At 73.5% G+C, this 24,084-nt stretch carries 14 protein-coding genes; 5 read left to right on the forward strand and 9 right to left on the reverse strand.

Annotated elements, in window-relative coordinates:
- Positions 1–131: 131 nt before the first annotated feature.
- Positions 132–2,456, forward strand: coding sequence for an ATP-binding cassette domain-containing protein (locus ACWDR0_RS05505; RefSeq protein ID WP_456350318.1), 2,325 nt, complete (start codon positions 132–134; stop codon positions 2,454–2,456).
- Positions 2,457–2,494: 38 nt separating this feature from the next.
- Here ACWDR0_RS05505 and ACWDR0_RS05510 read toward each other — a convergent pair whose 3' ends face one another.
- The 5 genes from ACWDR0_RS05510 to ACWDR0_RS05530 form a co-directional block, all read right to left on the reverse strand.
- Positions 2,495–3,436 (reverse strand): alpha/beta fold hydrolase, encoded by a 942-nt coding sequence (locus ACWDR0_RS05510; RefSeq protein ID WP_456350319.1) that lies wholly within the window; start codon positions 3,434–3,436, stop codon positions 2,495–2,497.
- Positions 3,437–3,504: 68 nt separating this feature from the next.
- The gene (locus ACWDR0_RS05515) at positions 3,505–4,476 is read right to left on the reverse strand and encodes a phosphotransferase enzyme family protein (RefSeq protein ID WP_456350320.1); all 972 of its coding nucleotides are present in this window, start codon (positions 4,474–4,476) and stop codon (positions 3,505–3,507) included.
- Between the two features lie 121 nt (positions 4,477–4,597).
- A complete protein-coding gene (locus tag ACWDR0_RS05520) occupies positions 4,598–5,314 on the reverse strand; it encodes an anti-sigma factor family protein (RefSeq protein WP_456350321.1) in 717 nt (238 codons plus the stop codon).
- The gene (locus ACWDR0_RS05525) at positions 5,311–5,895 is read right to left on the reverse strand and encodes a sigma-70 family RNA polymerase sigma factor (RefSeq protein ID WP_456350322.1); all 585 of its coding nucleotides are present in this window, start codon (positions 5,893–5,895) and stop codon (positions 5,311–5,313) included. Before ACWDR0_RS05525 ends, ACWDR0_RS05520 begins: the two co-directional genes overlap by 4 nt.
- A gap of 67 nt (positions 5,896–5,962) precedes the next feature.
- Positions 5,963–6,928, reverse strand: coding sequence for a DUF1996 domain-containing protein (locus ACWDR0_RS05530; RefSeq protein ID WP_456350323.1), 966 nt, complete (start codon positions 6,926–6,928; stop codon positions 5,963–5,965).
- A 191-nt stretch (positions 6,929–7,119) separates the two neighbouring features.
- On the opposite strand from ACWDR0_RS05530, the gene ACWDR0_RS05535 reads away from it, so the two are divergent.
- Both ACWDR0_RS05535 and ACWDR0_RS05540 read left to right on the forward strand, forming a co-directional pair.
- A complete protein-coding gene (locus ACWDR0_RS05535) occupies positions 7,120–7,425 on the forward strand; it encodes a hypothetical protein (protein WP_456350324.1) in 306 nt (101 codons plus the stop codon).
- Positions 7,422–8,108: a hypothetical protein gene (locus tag ACWDR0_RS05540; RefSeq protein ID WP_456350325.1), complete on the forward strand. Its 687-nt coding sequence runs from the start codon at positions 7,422–7,424 to the stop codon at positions 8,106–8,108. The genes ACWDR0_RS05535 and ACWDR0_RS05540 overlap by 4 nt, the downstream gene beginning before the upstream one ends.
- Before the next feature lie 659 nt (positions 8,109–8,767).
- Here the strand turns inward: ACWDR0_RS05540 and ACWDR0_RS05545 are convergent.
- The 3 genes from ACWDR0_RS05545 to ACWDR0_RS05555 form a co-directional block, all read right to left on the reverse strand.
- Complete coding sequence (locus ACWDR0_RS05545; RefSeq protein ID WP_456350326.1) at positions 8,768–13,576, reverse strand: FtsK/SpoIIIE domain-containing protein; 4,809 nt, start codon at positions 13,574–13,576, stop codon at positions 8,768–8,770.
- Positions 13,577–13,683: 107 nt separating this feature from the next.
- Positions 13,684–13,980, reverse strand: a complete 297-nt coding sequence (locus ACWDR0_RS05550; RefSeq protein WP_456350327.1) for a WXG100 family type VII secretion target — start codon at positions 13,978–13,980, stop codon at positions 13,684–13,686.
- Between the two features lie 78 nt (positions 13,981–14,058).
- Positions 14,059–19,740: a hypothetical protein gene (locus ACWDR0_RS05555; RefSeq protein ID WP_456350328.1), complete on the reverse strand. Its 5,682-nt coding sequence runs from the start codon at positions 19,738–19,740 to the stop codon at positions 14,059–14,061.
- 408 nt (positions 19,741–20,148) lie between these two features.
- Here ACWDR0_RS05555 and ACWDR0_RS05560 point away from each other — a divergent pair, with 408 nt between their 5' ends.
- The gene (locus tag ACWDR0_RS05560; protein WP_456350329.1) at positions 20,149–21,600 is read left to right on the forward strand and encodes a hypothetical protein; all 1,452 of its coding nucleotides are present in this window, start codon (positions 20,149–20,151) and stop codon (positions 21,598–21,600) included.
- A 371-nt stretch (positions 21,601–21,971) separates the two neighbouring features.
- Positions 21,972–22,928, forward strand: coding sequence for an SCO0930 family lipoprotein (locus tag ACWDR0_RS05565; RefSeq protein WP_456350330.1), 957 nt, complete (start codon positions 21,972–21,974; stop codon positions 22,926–22,928).
- 105 nt (positions 22,929–23,033) lie between these two features.
- On the opposite strand, the gene ACWDR0_RS05570 is transcribed toward ACWDR0_RS05565, so the two are convergent.
- The gene (locus tag ACWDR0_RS05570; protein ID WP_456350331.1) at positions 23,034–24,062 is read right to left on the reverse strand and encodes a CHRD domain-containing protein; all 1,029 of its coding nucleotides are present in this window, start codon (positions 24,060–24,062) and stop codon (positions 23,034–23,036) included.
- Positions 24,063–24,084 lie beyond the last annotated feature (22 nt).

The following is a 24,084-nucleotide window of genomic DNA, read 5'->3' on the forward strand; positions in this document are numbered from 1 at the left end:
TCGTCTCCCGCATCACCGCATAATCTGCGTACAGTGTATCCAATTGAGGTAGGGTGCAGATTCCCGAGCGCGCGGCGCGGCCCGCCGCCGTCCCGCGCACTCCCCCAGTCCAGCCCGAGGAGAGTCCAGCCATGCCCGCCGACGGCACGATCCACCAGCACAGCAGCGGCCCCGCCGGGACCGGTCCCGGCGATTTCGCGCTCGCCGACGGCCATGACGTCATCGAGGTGCGCGGGGCCCGCGAGAACAATCTCCGCGATGTCTCCGTCGACATACCCAAGCGGCGTCTGACCGTCTTCACCGGCGTCTCGGGCTCCGGGAAGTCCTCCCTGGTCTTCGGCACGATCGCGGCCGAGTCCCAGCGGCTGATCAACGAGACGTACACCAGCTTCATCCAGTCCTTCATGGCTCCCGTCGGCCGTCCGGACGTGGACGCGCTCCGCAATCTGAGCGCCGCGATCGTGGTCGACCAGGAGCGGATGGGCGCCAACTCCCGCTCCACGGTGGGCACCGCCACCGACGCCTACACGATGCTCCGGATCGTCTTCAGCCGCCTCGGGGAGCCCCATGTCGGCCCTTCCCACCACTTCGGCTTCAACAACGCCGAGGGCATGTGCCCGGAGTGCGAGGGCATCGGCCGGGTCTCCGATATCGACCCCGACGAGATCGTGGACCGGTCGAAGTCCCTGAACGAGGGCGCGATCGTGGTCCCCGGCTTCGCCGTCGACTCCTGGCAGTGGAAGGTCATGGCGGGCTCCGGTTTCTTCGACCCGGACAAGAAGGTCGCCGACTACGACGAGACGGAACTCTCCGACCTGCTCCACCGGCCGCTCACCAAGGTGAAGGTCGACAGCAGCAATCTGTCGTACGAGGGCCTGATCACCCGGATCAAACGGACGTATCTCGCCAAGGACCGCGAGGCCATGCAGTCCCATATCCGGGCCTTCGTCGACCGGGCCGTGGTCTTCCGGACCTGCCCGGAGTGCGACGGCGCCCGCCTCAACCGGGCGGCGCTCTCCTCCCGGATCGGCGGTCTCAACATCGCCGAGTGCTCGGCGCTCCAGATCAGCGATCTCGCGGAGTGGGTGCGCAAGCTCGACGCCCCCACGGTGGCCCCGCTGCTCGCCGGCCTCGGCGGGCTGCTGGACTCCCTGGTGGAGATCGGCCTGGGCTATCTCAGCCTGGACCGCACCTCCTCCAGCCTCTCCGGCGGCGAGGCCCAGCGGGTGAAGATGGTCCGGCACCTCGGCTCACCGCTCAGCGATGTCACCTATGTCTTCGACGAGCCGACGACCGGACTCCACCCCCATGACATCCAGCGGATGAACGGTCTGCTGCTCCGGCTGCGCGACAAGGGCAACACGGTGCTCGTCGTGGAGCACAAGCCCGAGGTCATCGCGATCGCCGACCATGTCGTCGACCTCGGCCCCGGCGCGGGCACCGACGGCGGGACCGTCGGATACGCGGGCGACGTCGCCGGGCTGCGCGCCTCCGGCACCCTCACCGGCCGCCATCTGGGCCACCGGACGGTGCTCCGGGAGACCGTCCGGACGGCGAAGGGCAGGCTCTCCGTCGAGAACGCCGTGCTCCACAATCTGAAGAACGTCTCGGTGGATGTGCCGCTGGGCGTGCTGACGGTCGTCACCGGTGTCGCGGGCTCCGGGAAGAGCTCCCTGATCCACGGCCATCTCTCGAACCGCGAGGGCGTGGTCGTCGCCGACCAGTCCCCCATCCGCGGCTCCCGCCGCTCCAACCCGGCGACCTACACGGGCCTGCTGGGCCCGGTCCGTAACGCCTTCGCGAAGGAGAACGGCGTCAAGGCCGCCCTGTTCAGCGCCAACTCCGAGGGCGCCTGCCAGGCGTGCAACGGCGTCGGCCTGATCTACACGGATCTGGCGATGATGGCCGGAGTGGCCTCCGTCTGCGAACAGTGCGAGGGCCGGCGGTACACCCCCGAGGTCCTCACCTACACCCTGCGCGGCAAGAACATCAGCGAGGTGCTGGAGATGCCGATCGCGGAGGCGTACGGCTTCTTCCCCTCCGGCCAGGCGCATACCGTCCTCGGCCGGCTCAACGACGTGGGCCTCGGCTACATCCGGCTCGGGCAGCCGCTGAACACCCTCTCCGGCGGTGAGCGCCAGCGGCTGAAGCTCGCCATCCATATGGCCGAGAAGTCGTCCACGTACATCCTCGACGAGCCCACCACCGGTCTCCATATGGCCGATGTGGACAAGCTGCTGGCCCTGCTGGACCGGCTGGTGGACGGCGGGAACTCGGTCATCGTCATCGAGCACCACCTCGCCGTGATGGCCCACGCGGACTGGATTGTCGACATCGGCCCGGGCGGCGGCCACGACGGCGGCCAGGTCGTCTTCACCGGCACCCCCCGCGAGCTGGTCGAGCGCGGGGACACCCTGACCGCCCGCCATCTCGCGGCGTACACCGGCGGCTCCTGACGGCCCGGGCGGGCGGCCCCGGGGCCGCCCGCCTCCGGTCAGCCGCCGTGCCGCGCCAGGAAGTCCAGCACCGCCCCGTTGAGCGCCGGAGGGTTCTCCTCGTGCATCAGATGCGACGCGCCGGGGATCCGGATCCGCTCGGCCCGCGGCAGCAGCTCGGCCAGCCGCTCGCTCAGCATCGGCAGTACGGCCGTACTGTCCTCGCCGGTGACCAGCAGCACCGGAACCCGCACCCCGCGCACATCGGCCGGGTCGAGCGGCGGGAACCCGGCGGTGAAGAGCCCGGCCTTCAGCGCGGACAGGTTCTCCCGCGACTGCGTCCGCCGCTCCTGCGGCAGTCTCCGGAGCGCCCGTTCGTTGATCACTCCGCGCAGGAAGATCTCCATGCCCCGTTCGTCGTCCCCGGCCGCGAACGCCTTGGCGACCGGATCGACCGTACGGCGCCGGAAGCCCGCCAGCGTCGCGAGCGTCCGCGGCCGCAGGGCCAGCCGCGCCAGCTCCGCGGGGCGCGGCGGCTCGCTGAGATACACCGGGACGACGGGCGGTTCCTCCAGCACCAGGGACCGCACCGCGCCGGGGTGCCGGATCGCGGTGAGCAGGGCGATGAAAGCCCCCCAGGAGTTGGCCACCAGATGCGCCGGGGCGGCGCCGGTCACCCGCAGCAGCGCTGCCAGATCGTCCACATGCCGCTGCATCGGATTGGCGGTGCCGGGCGGTACATCGGGATTGGGCCGGGCGTACCGCCTGCTGTAGGCGATGGTGCGGTACCGCTCGGCGAAGGGCTCCAGCTGCGGCGCCCAGGTCCGGAGATCGCTGAGATCGCCGTGGACGAGGACGACGGGTTCACCGCTGCCCGCCTCGCGGTAGGCGAGGGAGGTGTCGCCGATGTCCGCGTACCGCAGATCGTCGACCCCTTCCCAGTCCGTACCGCCCGTACTGCCCGTACTGCCCGTACCGCTGGCACCGCTCGTCTCCGGCATCGACCGCTCCTCGGCGTCGTCACTCCCTGAGTACCGGCGTCCGGCGATGGCCGCACGTCGAGCGCAGGTTACAAGGCCGCGGCCGCCGTGATCACGATCGCGCGCTGTTCGCCGTGGTGCCGGGTGAGACGGTCGCGGAGCTTGTCGAGGTCGTCGGGCCGGCCCTCGTCGAGGGTCGCGAGCACCGGATGCAGTTCGGCGAGGCCGCGGGCGGCATTTGCTCCCGCGAAAAGGCGCAGTTCCGCCTCGGTCGCCCCCGGCAGGGGACGGACCTCGCGGTACCCGGCGAGGAAGGAGTCCAGCAGCCCGGCGCGGGCGGGATCCGGGCGGCCCCGGTCGGTGAGATCGCGGACCGCGTGGGCGATGTCCGCCGCGTACCAGGAGAGCGCGGCCTCGTCGAAGTCGAAGGCGGTCGGGGCGTCCCCCGCCCAGGCGAGGTTGTCCAGCTCGAAGTCGCCGTGGACGACGCCGTACGTCTCCGGATCGCGCGGCAGCGCGCCGACGGCCGCCGCGACCTTCGCCACGGCGGCGGCCAGTTCGGCGTCCGCCGTATGGAGCCGGGCCGTCCCGGCGATCCCGTCGAGGGCGTGCCCGAGGCCGTCGGTGAGACCGGCAGCGGCGGTGTGGGTACCGGCGAGGAGCGCGCCCCAGGCCCGCGCCTGTGCCCCGGTCAGCTCCGCCGCCTCGATCTCCTCGCCGGGCGCCCCGGCGAGGCACATGGCACGCATGGTCCCCAGCGGGGTCACCACGGTCTCCACCAGCCGCCCCGCGGCGGACCTGACCGGCCGGGTGATGTCGAGCCCGCCGGCGTAGAGCCGCTCCATCAGCGCGGCGACCGTGCCGAACTTCCCGTAGGCCGGGTACCGTTCGGGCACGAACCGCAGATAGACCGCCTCGCCCGGCTCCGGGGTCTCCGGGACCACGAAGACGTGCGAAGCGCTCGACCGCCACCAGCGCGCGGCCCCGGGGGCGAACCCCCAGGGCGCGGCGACCGCGTCGGCGACCGGCGACTGCCAGGCCTCGTTCACCTGTCGCGCCATTCCGCTTATTTCCGTTAGGTGCATCATGCGCCACACCCTTCACGGCGGGCGGAAGCCGGGGCAATGACTTTTCGGACCATCGGCCGAAAACAGGTGCCGGGACCGGGCCCAAAGAGACTGCCTAGGCCATGCGCGCCACCACATAGCGTTTGCCCGCGGCGTTCTCCACGACGACTTCCCTGACGTCCTTCGCCGGGATCGCGGCGGAGCCGTCCAGGTTGGCGCCCTTCTCGGCGCTGCCGACCGTCCAGCTCCCGGCGACCTCGGTCTTCCCGCTCCCGGAGACCACCAGGATGCGGCAGAGTTCGCCCTGGGGGATCCCGCCGACGGCGGCGTTGACCCGGACCCAGTCGGCGGCCGGGGTGAGCCGTACCGCCATCGTGGCGCCGGTGCCGGGGTCGGTCGCGGAGGCGACACGCACTCCGGCGGGCGGCGTCGGGACGACGGGGCCCGTCGCCACCGGCGGCCGCGCCTCGTTGACCCGGTCGTCCTGCGCGCCCCGGCCGAGATAGAAGCCCGCGCCCAGCACGGCGACCGAGGCCACCGTCGCCACCGCGGCCAGCAGGGTACGGCGGCGGGTCTCGGCCCGCCCGCGTTCCGCGTGGACCCGGCGCAGGGTCCGCTGGAGCAGCAGATCGCCGCCCTCGGGCGGACCGTCGAGAAAGGCCTCCGGCGGCAGCTCGCCCAGGGTGGCCTCCAGTTGCCGCAGCGCTTCGACCTCCGTCCGGCAGCCCTCGCAACCGGCCGTATGGGCCTCGATCTCGCGGTTCTCCTCCGCGTCGAGGGCGCCGAGCACATACGCGCCGAGCAGTGCGCTGTCATGCTGCTGGATGCTCATGCCGCCGCCTCCTTCACTACGACCAGCCGGCTCCTGCGTTCGGGGTTCTCCGGTTCACCGTTCCCGGTGTACAGCTCTCTCAATGCCTTCAGTGCATAGTGTGATCGTGATTTGACCGTTCCTGCCGGTATTCCGAGCACTTTTGCCGCCTCGGTGACCGTTCGGCCCTGGAAGTACAGCTCGACCAGGACCTCGCGATGGTCCGCGGAGAGCCGGTCCAGCGCCTCCAGGACGACCATCGAGTCGACGACGGCCTCCGCATGGTCGCTCTCGACCGGGCCGTTCGCCGGGGATTCCGCGACCTCGGTGGGGCGGGCCGCCCGGGCCCGGCAGCGGTCCGTGACGATGTTCCGGGCGACGGTGAGCAGCCAGCCGCGGACCGAGCCCTTGCCGTTGGTCAGCGACTCATGGTGCTTCCAGGCCCGGATCAGCGTCTCCTGGACGACGTCCTCCGCCGCCGCCCGGTCGCCCGTGAGGCGCTGGGCGTAGGCGAGGAGGGCTCTGCCGTGTTCCTCGTAGAGCGCTCTGATCAGTACTTCGTCGCTCGACCTCTGCCGGGCGCGTGACCACAGTGCGGCCATCCACTCACTCCGTCCATCCGTCCTCCGCCGGTCGTTGCGCTGAACACGGCCGGGACGGCCGGACGGTTCAACCCCGGCAGTGACGTCCTTCGTTGATACAGCCGGCCATCTCCGCGCGGACCTTCTCCGGCAGGGAGCCGACGTACATGGCGTGGTCGGTCCTGGGGTCCCGCCGCTGTTCGGGGAAGGAGTCGACCGCGAACTGCCGTCCGTCCGGCCGGTCGTAGGCGAGGGTGATCCGGAGCTCCGGCACGGGGAAGGTCGCGGGCGGACAGGCCCCGGAGGCGGCCGGGTGGACGATGTGCGAGCGGTGGTTGTCGCTGTCGGGGTGAAGGCCGTTCCAGCAGCTCGGGAAGGTGAGCGTACGGGTGAGTTCGCTGCCTTCGGAACAGCGCGGGTACTTGGTGGTGAACCGGCCGGGCCGGTCCGAGCAGCCCCACCGGGCCCGTACGTTCTCGTCGGTGGTGGTGGCCGCCACCGGGTCCCCGGTGATCATCCGCAGCCCGGCGGGGTGCGGCAGGACCCGGGAGTACGGATGGCCGCGGTACTCGATGCGCACGGACGCGGGGACGAGGATCTCGCCGGTGTTCCCGTGCTTTCCGCCGCCGTGCGCCCGGGCGTCCGCGCCCTCGCGGTCGAGCCGCCGCAGCACCGGCCAGAAGTAGGTGGACCGGTCGGTACCGCCCGCGCAGGTGGTGGAGCCGGCGGCGAGGGAGGCGTCCGTGGAGCGCGCGTCGGTGGTGGTGTTGCCGACGTAGTCGTGGGTGTGGTGGGCGCCGCCGACCAGTCCGGGGGAGGTCACCACATTGTCGGTGTTGTAGTGGCCGCGCTCGTTGCGGCCGCACTCGACGGTCCACGACCCGGTGGCGGCGTCGGGGCCGGGGCGGGGTTCGGGAACGGCCTCGGGAAGTGCGGCGGCGGAGAGGTACGCGCCGTCGGGCGGACCGTCCTGCGCGTCCGCCGGGCGGCTGGCGACGATCGCCGTGACCACGACGGCGACGAGCAGCACCGGCGCGACCGCGTGCCGCGTCAACGAGAGCTTCCTGGACCGGAGTTGTGTCCCCACCCTGCCAGGGTTCCAGCTTCTGAACGACGGTTCAACAACTGACGGTTGAACCTTTCCGCGACCGGGTCCGTGTGCGCGGCACCGGCGGAACGTGCCGCCGGTCGCAGCGGCCATATCGGAGCAGCCGGGTCGCAGGAACCGGGGAGGGCGGTCGGGAGATGGCGGAGATCGACGTACCGGGAACGGAGGTGGAGCAGATGGGACAGCTCCTGGGGCGGGTGATGGAGCTGGTCGACACCCGTAGCGCGGGCTTCGACGCGGTCGCCGTCGGCCCGCCGCTGGCGGCCGCCGGAGCGCGCTTCGACGAGGCGTGGGACGACGGGCGCTTCCAGCTCAAGCGGGAGTGCAAGGGGCTGAAGGAGGGCTGCGAGGCGATCGTCAAGGGCTTCGCGGACGCCGATAAGGAGATGGCCGCGTCCCTGAAGGGCGACGGCGGCACCCCGGACGGAGGCGAGCGGCGGTGACCCGGAACGGCACCGGAGCGGCCGCGGTGGTACGGGAGCCGGACTCCTTCGGTATCGCGGTGCCCGACGGCTGGCAGCGGTACGACCTCGGCGGCGACGCCCTCGCCGCGGCGCGGGCCGGAATGCTGCGGCGGACACCGGACCGGGCGGAGCGCGAGCTGGTCAACGCGGCCTTCCGCAACGCCCGCCGGATCCTCGCGGCGGCCGAACGGCACGGCGCGGTGTACGCGGCGGGCATTACCAGCATGTTCGAGGACGGACTGCTGCTCGCCGGAGTGATGATCTTCCGGCTGACCCCGCCGCCCGGCGAGACGTTCACCGCGCACGAGCTGGCCCGGCAGTTCTCGGCGACCGGACGGCGGGGCCGGGGCCGGGGGGAACGCCGGTTCAGCACGGTGGAGCTGCCTGGCATCGGACCGGTCGGCAGGCTGACGGGGGTGGAGGAGGCGGACGCGGCGAACGGGGTGTCGCACCGGGTGCTGGTGATGCACACGATCATCCCGGTACCGGCCTCCCGCCGGGTGCTGATCGTCACCGGCTACAGCCCCAATCTGCCGCTCGCGGACCAGTTGTACGACGTCTTCGACGCGATCACCGGAACGTTCTCGTTCGAGTACGGGATGGGAGGCGTCGGCGAGGTCGGCGAGGCCGACGGGACGGGAGGGCCGGGCCGGACGGGCTGAGCCGCCATGGCACGCACCGGCCCCGCCCGGACCGCCCCGGGGCCGGACGACAGGCCCCGGGCCCCGGATCACGGGGTCGGCTCCCCGGGAACGGCGGCCGCGTCCCGGACCCGCGGAGCGCGGTCCGGGCCCTCGGCCTCCGGCCGGAAAGCGGGAAAGCCGAAAGGCCGCACCGGGTCCCCGGACACACGGCAGGGCCCCGCCCCGGCCGCCGGAGGTTGCCGGTGGCCGGGGCCGGGCCCTTCCCGGGTGCGCGGCCTCAGCAGGCGGCCGGAGTCGGCGGGACCGACAGGACGGGAAAGACGGGCTGAGCCGCCACGGCACGCACCGGCCCCGCCCGGACCGCCCCGGGGCCCGGACGACGGCCCCGGTTCCGCGGGGACGGCCGGAGGCGTCCCGGCCCCGCAGAGTGGGGCCGGACCCCGGATCTCCGGAGGACGGCCCCGACTCCCCGGGAACGCCGGGCGCGCCCGGACCCGCGGAGCGCGGTCCGGCCCCGGGCCCGGCAGCCCGCGCCCTCGGCCTCCGGCCGGAAGGCCGGAAAGCCGGAAAGCCGGAAAGCCGGAAAGCCGGTCCGGGTTCCCGAACGAACGGAAGGCCCGGTCCGGCCGCCGGAGGTTACCGGCGGCCGGGCCGGGCTCCTGCCCGGTGCGCGGGCCTCAGCGGTCGGCCGGGGCGGGCTCGTCGGCGGGTACCGGGGCCGGGACCCGTACCGTACGGAACCTTCCGTCGCCGAGGTGGAGATGGGCCCGGCCGGGCTCCCGGTCGGCGCCGAGCAGGGCGTGGGGCACCCGCAGTCCCAGAATCTCGCCGTCACCCAGGGCCCGCGGGGCGAGCAGGGCACCGCAGCGGTTGCGGCGGACGACCTGGTGCCAGCCGGGCGCACCGCTGTACAGCGCCTCGTTGTTCCCCGCGACCACCAGCCCCCAGCCGTCCCCGGCGCTGCCGCGGGCGAGCGCCGACAGATCGGTGTCGATCTCCGCGCCGATCAGCGTCTCCGCGTCGTCGACGAGGATCGCCCCCGCCGGGCTGTCGACCCGGCCGAGCGCGGCCCGGAAGTCCGCCACCGCGGGATCCGTCTCCGGGAACACCTCGACCACGCCGGGCCGGCCGGCCAGCGCCCGCAGCGGCGACGCGAACGGGGCCACCACGACGATCTTCGTGCCCTGTGCGAGTAGGGAGTGGGCCATCGTCAGCAGGACGGTGCTCCGGCCGGACCGGGGCGGTCCGGCGATCAGGAACGACGGCACCCGGGAGAGATCGGTGCCGAGGGCGGTGAGTTCGTCGCCGCCGACCCCGGCCATGGCCCAGAGCGGGGAGACGCCGGCGGGGCGCCGCCGCCAGGCCTCGCCGAAGCTCAGCTCGTCGGGGAGGACGTCGACCCGGAAGGGGCGGCGGGCGGCGGGCACGGCGGTGTCCCGCTCCCGCACCCGCCCGGCGAGCACGGCCAGCGCCTCGGCCTGGGCCGCTCCGGCGGGGTCGGGGGCGATCAGCGCCAGCTGGACGCTGCGGCCGGTCCGTACCTCGACGGCGCGGCCGGGCGGCATGCTCTCGGGGACGTCGCGGCGGCTCAGTCCGGCCATCGCGTAGTCGTTGCGCTCGTTGAGCCGGAGGACGAGCTTGTCCTCGGTGGCGGCGGCGAACCGGCTCTGCGTCAGTATCCGGTCGCCGGTGAGCACCACATGGATTCCGGCGCTCGCGCCCTCCCGCAGCAGCGCGATCAGGGTCTCCAGGACGGTGCCCTGGTCGTAGGAGCCGAAATCGCGCTCGAAGGTCTCGAAACGGTCGATCATCAGCAGGATATGCGCGGGCCGTTCGGCCTCCGGCAGGCTCCGGCGGAGTTCGGCGAGATCCGCGGCGCCCGCCCGCCCCAGCAGGGTGCGGCGGCGGGCCGCCTCCTCGGTGAGCCGGGTGAGCAGCCGGGCCGTGCGCTCGGTCTGCGTCCGGTCGACGACCGCGCCGCAGTGCGGCAGTCCGGCGAGGGCCGTCAGAGCACCGTTGCCGCAGTCCAGGGCATAGAGATGGACGTCGGCGCTGCTGTGGGCGCGGGCCACGGCGGCGGCGATGGTCCGCAGCGCCTGCGAACGCCCGCCGCGCGGTGAGCCGATGAGCTGGAGATGGCCCATCGTGTCGAGGTCGAGGAGGAGGGGGTTGCGGGTCTGCTCGTCGGGGATGTCCGTGAGGCCGTACGGGACGGGCGACAGCACCGCCGTGCCCGTCCCGTGGGCCGCGGTCCCCCGGTCCGGCCGGGTGCCGGGGCCCTCGGAGCCGTACGCCGCCCCCTCCTCGCCCCGCGGAGCCCGCGGGCCCTCCGGACCGGCGGCCGCTACGGCAGGATCCTGCGGTCCCGGCGCGATATGCGGGCCCTCGGGACCGGCTCCGGACGGTGCGGCCGGATCCGTCCGGACGTCCGCTGCCCGTGGGTGCCCGGGAGCGAACCCGGCGCCCCGCTCCTCCGGTGCCGGGCCCGGGTCCTCGGGGCCGTACGCCCGGCGGTCCCGGGCCGCCCCCGGGGCCGCCGGGGTGTCGGGGTCCGCCGGATCGCCGGGCCGGACGGCCGTTCCGCCGAGTTCGTGGAGTTCGTCGAGTTCGTCGAGGGTGAGCCGTTCCGGGAGCGGCGGGAGCCAGGGGCGGCGGGCCGCCGGGAGGGCGAGACGGTCCGCGGCCTCGGCGACCGCCGTCACGAGGACCGCGAGGTCCGTCACGGCCTGCACGGCGGCCGCCGTCCCGGCGGCCCCGGCCGGGCGCGGGGCGGGCGGGTCGCCGAGCAGCTCCCAGTCGACCTCGGTGACCCGCGGCTCGGGCCGCTCCGCGTCCGCGGCGGTCCGCCCGGCGCGGCGGCCGCCGATCCGGCCGGTCTGGAAGGGCAACAGGGCCGCGTGCCCGAGGCGCGCGTACGCCCGCCCCGGGGTCCGGGGCGAGAGCGTCGCCGCGTCGGGGGCGTCGACGATGTCCCGGCTCTCGCCCGCGTCGGTGGTGCGCAGCGCGATCCGCAGATTGGTGTTGGCGCGGATGTCGGAGGTGACGGCGCCGGACGGCCGCTGCGTGGCGAGGACCAGATGGATACCGAGGGAACGGCCGCGCTGGGCGATGCCGACCAGCCCGGTCACGAAGTCGGGCAGCTCGCGGACCATGGAGGCGAATTCGTCGATGACGAGGACCAGCCGGGGCAGCGGGCCTGCACCGGGTGTCCGGGTCCGCTTGTCGAGGTAGTCGTCGATGTCCTTCGCCCCCGCCGCGGCGAGGATCCGCTCCCGGCGCTTCAGCTCGGCACCCAGCGAGACGAGGGCCCGTTCCACGAGATGGGTGTCCAGATCGGTGACCATGCCGACGGTGTGCGGCAGTTGCTCGCACTCGGCGAAGGCGCTGCCGCCCTTGTAGTCGACGAGGACGAAGTTCAGTTCGTCGGGGCGGTTGGCGACCGCGAGGGACGCCACCAGGCTCTGGAGGAGTTCGGACTTGCCCGCGCCGGTGGTACCCGCGATCAGGGCGTGCGGCCCGTCGGCGGCGAGGTCGACGGCGAACGGCCCGTCGACGCCCTCGCCGAGGACGGCCCGGGTCGACCGGCCGCCGCCCGCCGCCCACCCCGCGGCGACGGCACCGCCGGTCGGCGGCTCCAGGCCGAGGACGTCCAGCAGGCGGGCGGAGACCGGCAGCAGGGTCTCCTCGGTGTCGTCGCCGACGTCCCGTACGGGAGCGAGGGCTCGGGCGATACCGGTGATCCAGCCCCGGCCGGGCGCGTCCATGAGGACATCGTCGACGGGGTCGGCTCCGGCCTGCTCCACCCGGAGCCGGCCGGAGCCGTCGGCGGCGGCGGCGGCCGCGACGGCCCGGCACTCTTCGGGCAGCAGCCTGGCCTCGTCGTCGACGCAGAGGAAGTGGACGCCGAAGGCGGGGCCTTCGCGCAGCAGGGGGATCATTCCCGGCAGCGACCGGAGGCGGCGGGCCCCGTCGAGGACGACCAGGACGTCGGGCTCCCCGGCGGCCCCGCCGCGCGGGGCGCGTTCGCCCGCGGCCCGGCGGGCGGCGACGAGGGCGGCGAGTTCGGCGATCCGGCGGCCGACGGATTCGGCGGTGGTCCCGGCCGGTCCGAGGATCCCGTCGCCAAGGGGCGCGGAGTGCGGCAGCCAGTGCAGCCAGCCCCAGCGTTCGGCGTCGCCGGTGCGGTCGCGGTTGCCGGACAGCACACAGATCCTCAGATCGGCGGGGCTGTGCAGGGCCGCGGTCTGGCCGATCAGCCAGCGGACGAGGGGTTCGGCGGCCGGTCCCCCGGCGATTCCGGCGACCCCGGCGGCCCGCAGCGGCACCGAGACGGGGACGGCATGAGTGGTGCGGGTGAGCCGGCGGCGGTGTTCCGCCTCGTCGGGGTCCTCCAGCTCCAGATGGGCGGGGCGGTCGGCGGTGCCGAGGCGGAGGAGCAGAAAGTCGTCGTCGCGCCAGCGGCGCTCCCAGAGCCGCTGGCGGGGGCCGGTGGCGATCAGGGTGACGGCCGCCGGGTCGGGGCAGGCGGCACGGCGCGCCCGCTCCTCCGCGGCCACGGCCTCGGCGACATCGGCTTCGAGCCGGACCTTGCGCTCCTCGTACTCCTGGAGTTGTTCCGCGTAGTTCTCCTTGCCCCGGCGTTTGCTGCTGAGCTGCCCGGCGATCGCGATGGCCGGGGAGAGCAGGCCGAAGACGAGGAAACGGAGGTTGCCGAAGAGGACGACGAGGACGAGGGCCATCAGCAGCGGCGCGAAGACCATCACCAGCTGGAACGGGCTGCGCGGCGGTTTCGCCGGGCGGGCCGGCAGCCGGAAGCGGTTGGCCACGGGGGGCGGCAGGAGGCGGGGCGGGCGGTTGTAGTCGAGTCCGGTGCCGTCGTCGGAGCGCTGGAGGGCGGCATCGGGCCGGGTGGCCGCGGCGAACTCCAGCAGGACGGTCCCGACGGTGAGGATGCCCCCGGCGGGGAACGGAACCGGTTCGGGGACGGGGACGGGGGTGCCGTCGAGCAGGACGGTGTGCCGCTCGGCGGCGGGCGCGGCACGGACGTCGGCCGTGCCGTCGGTGCCGACCCGCAGATGGGCGGCCGTCCCGGGCAGCCCGTCCGCTTCAAGGCGTACGGCGCAGGACGCCCCGGACCCGATCGCGTACTCGCCCGGCGCCAGGCGGAACACGGCTCCGGCGCCCGGGCCGCCGACGGCGCGCAGTTCGGCCGTGCCGTGCGGCTCGGGCTCCGGGAGCAGCAGCGGGGCGCCGAGGCCGAGCAGACCGCCGGGCCGCAGCCCGCTCTCCCCGACCGGCAGTTCGGCGGGGAGGGGTTCGGCACCGAGGTAGAGCGCCGGTTGTTCCGCCTCGGCCCGGCGGGGGCCGTGCAGCCGCCGGGCGAGCTGCACGGCGAGGTCACCGGCGGGGACCCCGGGGTCGGTCTCGATCAGGAAGTCCGCGTTCTGCCCCTCCCGGGGGTCGACCGCGGTGACGGTGAGCCGCATGGGCACTCCTTGTCGGGGTTCCGGCCGGTACGGCGCCGGGCGGGTCCGGATGGTCGGCGGGCCCCGGGTGTTCGGGGCGGGCGCTCCGGCGGGGCCGGGAACGCGGGTCAGCCGCGCAGGCTGGCACCCAGGTCGCGGTCGAGCTGCGAGAAGCCGTCGCCGACGCCCTTGACGAACTGGGAGATGCCCTGGAGTCCCTGGACGACGGAGTCGTAGCCGCGGAAGAACTCGTCGCAGAAGGGCAGGAAGTCGGCCTTCGCGGCGGGCGTGTTGTAGCCGTCGGAGGTCAGATTCGTCAGCTCGGTGCGGATGGCCTGGAGCTGTGCGATGGCGGTGTCGTACTGGTTCATGGTGCTGGCGGCGGTCTGGTTGAGCCGCTCGTCGTTGACGATGTAGTCGGCCATGGGGTGCCTCCCTGACGGGGTGGGTGGTTGCGGTACCGGGAACACGTACGGGCGGTCTCGGCGGTTCAGCCGGCCCGGTCAGCTCGTGGTGCCGAGGACCGGGTCGGGTGCCGGGTTGAGGTAGCCGATGTCCTGGTTGTTGTCGAGGTTGCCGATGGTCTTGGTGGGGATCTGGGCGAGCCCGGTCTCCAGACCGCTGGTCTTGAAGCCGTACTTGTTCTCCAGGGCCTTGTTGGCCAGGCCGTTCGCCAGACCGTTGCCGATCTTGACGCCGGCGTTCTCCAGTGCGGTCGCGGGATCGGTGCCCTGGTCGATCTGGAACTTCGCGGTGATCAGGTTGCTGATGGTGCCCTTGATGAGGTTGGTCGCCGCCTCGTAGCCGTACTCCTGGTACTCGGTGGTGGCGGTCGGTCCGTTGACATGGGCGTCGTAGGCGTGGGACGGCGAGTGCTGCTCGTGGAAGGAGCCGCCCGGGTCCAGTTCGGTGGTCTTGCCCGCCGGGTCCTTGACCTGGACGGCGCCGCTGTCGCCCGCGTTGACCTGGAAGGTGCCCGGGTTGTCGCCACCGGTGGTGGTGACGGTGCCGGCGACCCCGCTGTTGGTGACGGACAGGCTGGTGTTCTGGCCGCCCGCGGTGCTCTGGAAGCCGGCCGAGCCGCCGGGGTTCTGGGTGATGGTGATGCCGCCCGCGGGGTCCTGGGTGGTCGCGGTGCCGGTGTTGGTGTTGAAGGTGAGGGTGGTGCCGCCGCCGGTGGGCGGTGCGGTGAAGGTGGGCGGGGAGCCTGCGGTCACCACGGCTCCGTTGCTGAGGGTGATCGTGGGCGGTGGGAGCGAACCGTCGGGCGCGGCGGGCGGCTGGGTGACCCCGGGTCCCGTGAGGCCGCCGTCGCCCTGGACGGTGACGGAGTCGTTGTTCGCGCCGGTGCCGCCGCCGGGCACGGAGACCTCGAACGCCCCGCCGCCGAGCGCCTTCACGTCGAAGGTGTCGCCGTGGACCGTGCTGCCGCCGCCCTTGACCGGGATCTCCACGGAGGGGCCGTTGCCGTCGGTGCCGCCGACGGTGAACACGGGCTGGTTCTGCGGGGCGGGGGCGGTCGGGTTCGACGGACCGTCGAGCACTCCCGACTTCTGGCCGGGGGTGCCCGCGTTCTCGGCGAAACCGTCCGTGCTCTTGGTGATGGTGGTGGTGCCGGTGGAGACGGTGGTCGTTCCGCCGAAGAATCCGCTGTGCTGGACGGAGCCCGCGCCGTCGAACGCCGGTACGGAGATACCGCTCTTGCCGTCGCCGGTGACGGTGCTGATGCCGGTCTGGCCGGGCTGGTCGCCCACGGGGTTGCCCGCCGTGTCGACGGTCTGCCCGTCCACCTGGTTCCCGGAAGGCTTCAGCTCGGTCACCCCGCCGGGCGCGAAGGAGCCGCTCGCCGGGCCGTGGGTGATGGTCACGACGCCGTCGAGCCCGTTCACCGGGCCGGTGTGGTGGGTGGCGGTGCTGCCGGGGTCGGCGACCGGGTCGGCGCCCGGGGTGGTGATCGTGGTGCCGCCCTGGCCGTTGGTGAGGGTGTTGCCGCCGCCGGTGAACTCGGGGTGCCCGAGGAAGGGGCCGGTGTCCGGCGGGGTGGTGACGGTTCCGCCGGTGCTGGTGGCGGTGGTCGTCCCCCCGCCGGGCGGATTCTGCACGGTGAGCTGCCCGCCGGGCGCGATGGTGTGGCCGGTGCCGCTCTTGTCGTGGACGGTGGTGACCGTGGTGCCGTTGTCACCGCCGGTGAAGGTGGTGGTGAAACCGCCGGAGTTGACGGTGGTGGTGTTGCCGGAGGTGCCGATGGTGTCTCCGTCGGCGTTGGTGACGGTGGCATCGCCGGGGAGCGTCCCGCCGCCGTCCTGGTTCCGGGGCGGCGCGATATCGGCGCTGTTTCCGCCGGGGCCGTCGATATGGAGCGTGCCGTCGGGGCCGATGCCCACCGTGGTCGGGCCACCGCCGCCGTCCGCGGCCGGGGTGACGAGGACATCGCCCTTGCCGGGGGTGTTGACGGTAACCCCGGGGGTGGTGACACCGGTGCCGTTCGCGGTGGAGGTCGCCGTACCGCCGTTGCCGTCCGGGGTGGTCACGGAGAGGACCGGGTTTCCGGCGCCGTTGGTACCGGTGGTGACCGTGGTACCGCCGGTGGTGACGGACGGCTGGGTGCCGTCGGCCGTGAACCCGCCGCCGGTACCGGTCGCTGTGGTGCCCGCGGGGGTGTGGGTGACGGTGGTACCGGCACCCGCGGGGGCCTGGCCGGTGACGGCCGGACCGCCGGTCCCGGTGGGGTCCACGGTCGCGGACGCCGTGGGGGTGCCTCCGACGGAGGTCGTGGCACCGGTATCGGTGAGCGTGGTGCCGGTGCCGTCCGAGGTGGTGACGGTGAGCGGGGTCCCGGTGCCGGGGTTCGCGGGGGCGATCGTCACCGAGGGGTTGGTGCCGTCGGCGACGGTGGTGCCGGCCGGGGAGGTGGTGACGGTGGTGGGCCCCTGGCTGACGGTGGTGGCACCGCCCTGGGTGGTCACCGTACCGCCGGGGGCTCCGGGGGTGCCGGGGAGTGCGGTGCTGAGGCCGTTCGGTCCGTGGGTCGTGGTGAAGGGGCCCGAGGTGATCGTCGAGATGCCGTTGCCCACGGTCAGTACGGTGCCCTGCCCGCCGTCCACGGTGATCACGGAGCCGCCCGAACCGTCCGGGCCGATGGTCGCTCCGCCGATGGTCACCGGCTGGGACGCGGTGGGCTGGGAGCCGTACGGCTCGACGGTGATCTTTCCGCCCTCGTTGTACACCTTGACGGTCAGCTGACCGCCCTCGCCGACCGTCACATCGAGGCCGTTGTGCGTCACCACCGTCCCGCCGCCGGGGCCGGGCGGGGCGATGCTCGTCGGGGAGCCCGTTCCGGTCACCGTGACGGAGCCGTCCGGCGCCTTGGTGATACCGCCGTGCCCGAAGGACCCGTCCGGCGCGACGGTGAACGGGGTTCCGGTGCCGCCCGCGGGTGCGAGGGTGTGACCGCCGGGGCCGAAACCGACGCTTCCGCCGGGACCGCCCAGACTGCCGCTGCCGGGTCCGGTGCCGGTCACTCCGCCGGCCGTGAACCCGCCGGCCGGGCCGACGGTGACCACGGGCCCGGTGCCGGGGGTGACCCCGAGGGTTCCTGCGGGTCCGTTGAAGGAGACCGTGGTGGGGTTCGGCGCCGCGGTACTCACCGAGAAGCCGTTGTTCCCGAGCGTGGTCGACGGGCCGCCGGGGGTGCTGATGTTCGCGGAGCCGTCCTGGTTGAGCTGGGTCGTCGTGGCACCGTCCTGGACGGTGACGGGTCCGGTGCCGCCGGGCGGCGGCAGGGTGACCGTCTGGCCGCCCGCTCCGTCGGTGAAGGTGACCGAGCCGTTCGGCGCGAGGTTCACGGGGTTGGTGTCGACGGTGAAGGTGCCGGGGGTGCCGGTGTTGGTGGCGATCGTGTGGTCGCCGGGGAGGTTGACGGTGACCGCCCCGGTGCCGGGGGCGACGGTGACCACGGGCGGAGCTCCGGTGCCGGGGCCGTTCGGCCGGTCGAACACGTCGATGACGTTGTTCTGGTTGGTGATACCGGTGGTGTCCGTCTGCACGGTGGTGAACTGACCGTTGCCGGAGACGGAGAGCGAACCGTCGGGGGTGCCGATGCCGTTCGCGTCGAGGACGAACTTGGGCGGGGCGGGCGGCGGGGGGCCGTCGCCCGCGTTGTTGCCGCCGTCACCGGCGTTGTTCGTGTTCGCCCCGTCTCCGGCGTTGCCGGGATTCCCGGGATTGCCGGGGAGACCTCCGTTGTCGCCGCCGTCGCGGGGCAGCGGGTCGGGGAGGATCGCGTCGATGTCGTCGATGTCGTCGACGCCGTTGTCGCCCTGGAGATTCGGAGCGTCAGTGGTGTTCGGCCCGTTCACATCGGGCGCGTTCACATTCGGTCCGTTCCCGTTGGGCGCGTTCACATCCGGCCCGTTCCCGTTGGGCGCGTTCACATCCGGAACATCGGCGCCGGTGTTCGCATCGGTGTCGCCCTGCGGTGGCCGCGGCCCCGCGATCGTCGTCCCGTCCGGCCCCTTGGAGATCTCGCCGAAGGACCCGGAGGTGGTGAAGCCGTCCGGCGTCAGCGTGGTGGTCAGCGGGTTCTTCCCGCCGGACACCGGTGTCTCCACGGTCGTCGTGGTGCCGTCGGACACCACCGTCCCGCCCTTGGGGGAGGTGATGGTGTTGGTGCCTCCGGTGGTCTCCGAGGTGAAGCCGTCCGGGGTCGTGGTCTTCGCGGAGACCACCGGCGGCGGTGCCACGGCGTCCTTCGGCGGTTTCTGGGCGCCCGGGTCGATCTTCGTCTCCGTCGTCAGCCCGTCCGGCGTAGTGATCTTGGTGGAGAGGGCCCCGGTCTCGGGGCTCGACGACGTCTTGCCGAGGATCCCGTGGAATCCGGTCTTCTGCGGGAACCCCGCCCCGTCCACGAAGAGCAGATTGCCGAACGCGAAGTTCCCGTCCGGACCGAAACCGAAGCTCTGCGGCGAGAACGCCTTGTCGATATTGCTCTTGAACTTTCCCTTCACCGTAAAGGCGTTCTTGATGTTGTTGGCCAGGGCGGTACCGCCGAAAAGGGTGAACCCGCCCGCGACCGCCGCTCCGATGGCCGCTCCGATGGCCGCGTTCTTGAGGTCGAGCGGTTTCTTCTCAACCGCCGCCGTGATGGCCGATGCGGCGAGCCCCAGACTGAATTCCGTACCGACGTCGACGGCGAACTTGCCGGCCAGCGCGGCGGCCGGATTCACCTTCAGCCCGGCAATGCCCTTGCCCAGCGGGCCGAAGAACTTCCGGAAGGCGGTGGACCCCTGGAGCGTCTTGGTGACGAACGCCGAGACGGATCCCGCCCCCTTGCCGAACTTCGCCAGCAGGGGGGCCAGTTTGGTCAGTTTGGCAACCGTGGCGCCGATCTTGCCGAGGGCGCCGAGCAGTACCCCGCCCGGTACCAGCGTCAGAATGCCGATCAGCAGTTCACCGACGTCGATCTTCCCCTGGGACACCATCCGGATCACCGAGAAGGCCAGCAGCGCCGCTCCCAGCAGGATCCCCACCACCGGGAAGAACACCGCGACAATGCCGATGATGATGCCCGCGATGAGCTCGACGATCGGGTTGTCGGCGAGGAAGTCCCCGATCTTCTTGAAGCCGCTGCGCTCCGGAATGGCATCGTCAGCGGCGTCCCGCAGGGTGACCGAAGCCCGGTCCGACGCGCCCGCCCGCAGCTCCCTCGCCTGCCGTCCCAGCGCGATCGCCCGGTCCAGCTCGGCCTGCGCCGCCGCGACCCGGTCCCGCTCCGCGCCGTTCGCCGCGAGTTGCTCGGGGGTGGCATCGGCGGCGGGTTCCGGCACCTCGGTCCCGGCCGCACCCGCGTTCGCCTGCCCCAGGTCGATCGCCTCGTCCAGCATGCCCTGGGCGGTCTCCAGCTCACCGGCGTAGTCGCGGTAGGCGTCGGAGGCCCGCTGGAACGAGTCGCGGGTGCGCTCCAGCATGCCGGGCACCTCTTTGATCCGCTCGCGCAGGGCGTCCATCGCCTCGCCCCGGCCGGTCCGGATCCGCCCGTCGCCGCGGAGCAGTTCGACGCCCTCCCCGGCCCGGTCGCCCAGTTCCCGGTAGGTCCCCGAGAGGACCCGGATATCGTCCGGGTTCCCCGGTGTGGGGTCCTCGCCGAAGCCGAGGACCTCCCAGCCCGTGGTGTGTCGTCGCGGCATCTGCCCGCCTCCTGGCCTCCTGGTCCGGTCACCGAGCCAGTCACGTACCGCCCACCGCGACCGGTTCACCGCCCGGGTCCCGGAAGGCACCGGACGGCAGGCGGCCCGGCCCCGCCCCGGCCGGCCGTGACCGCCGTTGAACCGCCGCACGGCCGCCGTCCGTGTGCACCCCCGAAGCACACAACCCGCGCACGACGGCCACCCGGCGGAGGAGGAGACCGAAAGATGCGAGACGGCCCAGGAGCAGCAGACCGCCCGGGAGCAGGAGCAAGCCCGGAAACCCGGCCCGGAAGAGACGACCGTGGAGGATCCGGCGCTCCGGCGTTCCCCGCACCGCCCCGGACGCGCCGCCGGTACCGCTTCCCGCCACCGGCGGTCCTGCTGCTGGGCCCGGCGCTGGTGACGGCCGTGCTGCTGCCCGCGCCCGCGTGGGCAGCCGGGTCCGGCGCACCGCTCGCCGTCCCCGTACTCGCCCCGGCCAATGAGCTGACGAAGTTCTACGTCGTCAAATCGCCGGAGGAGAACGGCGGCCGGGTGGACGAGCTGAGCGGTATCGCCGCACGCACGCTCGGGGACGCGGACCGCTTCCAGGAGATCCTGGTGCTCAACACCGGCCGCACCCTGCCCGACGGACAGCTCTTCCTCGGTGCCGAACAGGCCGTACCCGGTTTCGCGCTGCGGCTGCCCGCCGACGCCGAGGGACAGGACGTCCAGTTCGGCGTCCTGCCCGGCGAGAACGGGGCCCAGCCCGGCACGGCCGCCCCGCCCGGCAGCGGCACCGCCCCGGGGGTCCCCCGCACCACGGCTTCCGCCGGATCCGCCAACCCGTTCGCGTCCGTCGGCGACCGTGTTCCCCTGCCGCTGCTCATCGGCGGTACGGCCGGAGTCGCGGCGCTGACCGTGGCCGTCATCGCCCGCCGTCGCCTCGTCCGTGCCCTGCGTACGGCCGGGCGGGGGCTCGCGACAGCGGCCCGGGCGCTGCGTCCCCGGCTCCCCCGGCCGCTCGCCCTCGCCCTGCTGCGGCGCCGCCGGGGCGCCCTCGCCCGGAAGCTGGCCGCCGACAGCCGGACTCCCGTCCTGGTCCGCGACGCACTGGGCGAGCTGGCGCACCCGTCCGGCGGCGCTCCCCGGGTCTACAGCGTGCGCGTGGAGCCGTCGGGTCTGCTGGCTTCCGTCTCGGGCACGGACCGGGTGCCGCCGCCGTGGACCGAGGTCACCCCGTACCGCTGGCGCCGCGAGGGGCATCCCCACGCTCCCGGCACCGGCACCGGCACCGGCACCGGCGAGCAGAGCCGGGAGCCGGTCCTGCCGCATCTGGCCAGGGTCGGGGTCGACGCGGACGGCGCCCAGATCATGGTGGGCCTCGGCCAGATCCGGGGCGCGCTCAGTGTCCGCGGGGATCTGCGGGTCGCCCGGGACACCGTCGCCGCCCTCGGGCAGGGGCTGCTGGAGCTGCCCTGGCAGAACACCGTGGTGGTGGCCGTCGATCCGGGCGCCGACGCGCTGCCGGGCCTGCACGGCCTGGTACGGATCCGCTCGGCCGCGGAGGTACGGGAGCGGACCCCGGCAGCCGTGTTCGACGCGGCGGAGGACCTGGGGCTGGGCCTGGTCCGCGCGGCGGGCGGCCGGGGCCCGATCGCAGGCTTCCTGCTGGTGCCCCGGCCCCCGGACCCCGAGGAGGCCCGGCTGCTGGCCGAACTGGCGTCACCGCGGGGCAATTGGACGGTCCTGGCGGCCGGGGACGTTCCCGGGGCGCACTGGCGCTGGTACGCGGAGCCGGAGGGCATGGTGGATCTCGGGGTGCTGGACCTGCGGGTCACGGTTCCGGCTCCGCCGGAGGCGTCCGTGAACCGTATCTGAAAAATACGGATTTCCCCCCTTTCCCTTCCCTCTCTTTCCCTTCTCCCTCTTTCCCTTCCCTCCCTTCCTCCCCCTCCTTCTTCAGCCCTTCCCCTACCGCGTTCCGGAATACGCCCCGGCGAACCGTGCCGAGGGCGTTTCCGGCATGTCCGCGAACTCCCTCAGCCCCTTCCGTAATCACTGCCGGAATTTCTCCGCGAACCACTGAACCACCCCGCCGCCACACCCGTATTGATGGCGAGACCGACCGAAGAAGAAGACTCCGCTCCGGTGGCCGGCGGCCTCCTCCCCGGCCACCGGGGCGGCCCCGCAGAACCCGGAAAACGCACCGGCAGAGCCCGCCGGAATCGAAGGAAACGAGGGGACATCCCATGACGAAGCTCCGGAGCACGATGATCACTGCGGCGGGCGCCGCGGCCGCGCTGGTCCTGCTGACCGCCTGCGGCGGCGAGAGCAAGAACGGCGGCGACGCCGGGAAGGCGGGCGCCACGCAGGCCGCCGCGCCGGCCGGCGGGGGCACCGCGCAGGCCGCCGGGGTCCGGCCGGTCGCCGCCGGGAAGCTGAGCATCTGGGCCGAGGGCGCCCTCGGCCCCGTGGTGACGGACAGCGCCGGTTTCACCCTCTACCGCTTCGACAACGACACCGCGTCGCCGCCCAAGTCGACCTGTGACGGCGACTGCGCGAAGGCATGGCCGCCGGTGCTCGCCGCGGACGCCCGCGCCGCCGACGGGATGAACGCGGCGCTCCTCGGCAAGGTGACCCGCTCCGACGGCACCCAGCAGCTCACCCTCAAGGGATGGCCGCTCTACCGGTTCGCCAAGGACACCCAGCCCCGGCAGACCAACGGACAGGGCGTCGGCGGCACCTGGTTCGCGGCCGCCCCCGACGGCAACAAGGCGGGCCAGGGTGCCGGAGCCGGTACGGGCACCGGCACCGGCGGCGGTGACCAGCCCGCGGTCACGGCCCTGCCGCCGCTCTCCGTCCGGGAGGACGCGAAGCTCGGACCGATCGTCCGCGACGGCAAGGGCCGGACGCTCTACCGCTTCACCAAGGACACCGACTGGCCCATGAAGTCCAACTGCACCGGTCCGTGCCTGGACACCTGGCGGCCCGCGAAGATGCTCGACAAGGCGGCGATCGCGAAGGCCACGGGCATCGACCCCAAGCTGATCATCGAATACAAGCGCCCCGACGGCACCCGTCAGCTCACCATCGACTGCTGGCCGCTGTACTGGTTCACCGGTGACAAGACGCCCGGTGAGACCAAGGGGCAGGGCGTGGGCGGCACCTGGTTCGCGGTGCGCGCGAACGGCGGGCTCGCCAAGTAGCACTTGCCGAGCGGCACCGGGCCGGCGGCCCGGGGCACGGCGAAGGGGCGGGGCGGTTCCCTCGACGGGAACCGCCCCGCCCCTTTTCGTCCGCCCGTGTCCCGCTCAGCGGAAGAGCTGGCCCCGGACCGCGCCCCGGGGGAAGGACCGGGTGTGGGTGTCGGCGTAGAAACCACCCGGGGCGGCGGCCAGTTCCCGCAGAACGGCGGGGGCGGCGACGGGAACCGCGCCCGAGACGGCGATCAGCCCGGGCGGCAGGGGGTCGGTGAACAGCGGTACGGCGACCGGACCGGTCCGCCCCAGAGCGCCGCGGTGGATATGGGCGGCCGTCGGCGGTTCGAGGTTCACCCAGGCCAGCGAGTAGCCGAGGGTTCCGTTGCCGGGTGTCAGGGAGACGGTGGTGCCGGCGTCGGGGTCGCCCTGGGCCCGGGAGCCCCCGTCGTCGAACTCCTGACGGCCGTCGGCGAGGGCCCGCAGGCTGCCCGCCGGTACGGTGCCCAGCGGATCGACCGGTGTGGGGGAGGCCGCGACGGCGCCGCTGAGGGTGCCGCCGGGCAGTCCTTCGGCGGCCAGGGAGACCGCGAAGTCACCGGGCCGGGAGCGGAGTCGTTCCGCGAGGGCGGTATCGGTGACGGTCGTCCGGCCCACGACGGACCGGACGCCTTCCGGCAGTGATCCGCGGAGCAGTTCGGCGACGGGGCGCGCGTCGCTGCCGAGGAGGGTGGCGGACCGGGGCGCGGCAAAGCCGTTCCAGGTGAGCGAGAAGACGATCCGGTTGCCCTCGCTGGTGATCAGGGCGACGGCCCCGGCGCCCTGGCCGCCGCCGAGCCGGGAGATCAGCGAGGTCCCCGGCCCGGTGGCCTGCGGCCGCTGCTGGGTGACGGTCGCGGGGGCCGTGGCCCGTCCGGCTCCGGTGTCGGCGGCGGGGGTGCCGCCGCATCCGGTCAGGCCGGTGAGGGCCGTGACGAGCAGTGCGGCGGAAACGGCGGCCGGGCGGGCCCGGTGGCATCCGGAGCGCGGCCGGACCGGGGCGGGGGCCGGAAGGACCGTGGCCGGGCGGGGATCCGGGTCCGGCATCGTCGGCATCGTCGGTATCGGTGTCGTCGGCACGGGCGGTATCGGTGTCGTCGGCATGGGCGGGTTCCTTTGCGAGAAG

It is taken from the genome of Streptomyces sp. NPDC003691 (assembly GCF_053981115.1).

Coding starts and splice junctions, on each gene's coding strand:
- ACWDR0_RS05525 (WP_456350322.1), bottom strand. CDS start 5,895: ATGGCCGCACTGTGGTCACGCGCCCGGCAGAGGTCGAGCGACGAAGTA.
- ACWDR0_RS05515 (WP_456350320.1), bottom strand. CDS start 4,476: ATGGCGCGACAGGTGAACGAGGCCTGGCAGTCGCCGGTCGCCGACGCG.
- ACWDR0_RS05545 (WP_456350326.1), bottom strand. CDS start 13,576: ATGCGGCTCACCGTCACCGCGGTCGACCCCCGGGAGGGGCAGAACGCG.
- ACWDR0_RS05550 (WP_456350327.1), bottom strand. CDS start 13,980: ATGGCCGACTACATCGTCAACGACGAGCGGCTCAACCAGACCGCCGCC.
- ACWDR0_RS05520 (WP_456350321.1), bottom strand. CDS start 5,314: ATGAGCATCCAGCAGCATGACAGCGCACTGCTCGGCGCGTATGTGCTC.
- ACWDR0_RS05570 (WP_456350331.1), bottom strand. CDS start 24,062: ATGCCGACGACACCGATACCGCCCGTGCCGACGACACCGATACCGACG.
- ACWDR0_RS05555 (WP_456350328.1), bottom strand. CDS start 19,740: ATGCCGCGACGACACACCACGGGCTGGGAGGTCCTCGGCTTCGGCGAG.
- ACWDR0_RS05565 (WP_456350330.1), top strand. CDS start 21,972: ATGACGAAGCTCCGGAGCACGATGATCACTGCGGCGGGCGCCGCGGCC.
- ACWDR0_RS05505 (WP_456350318.1), top strand. CDS start 132: ATGCCCGCCGACGGCACGATCCACCAGCACAGCAGCGGCCCCGCCGGG.
- ACWDR0_RS05535 (WP_456350324.1), top strand. CDS start 7,120: ATGGCGGAGATCGACGTACCGGGAACGGAGGTGGAGCAGATGGGACAG.
- ACWDR0_RS05510 (WP_456350319.1), bottom strand. CDS start 3,436: ATGCCGGAGACGAGCGGTGCCAGCGGTACGGGCAGTACGGGCAGTACG.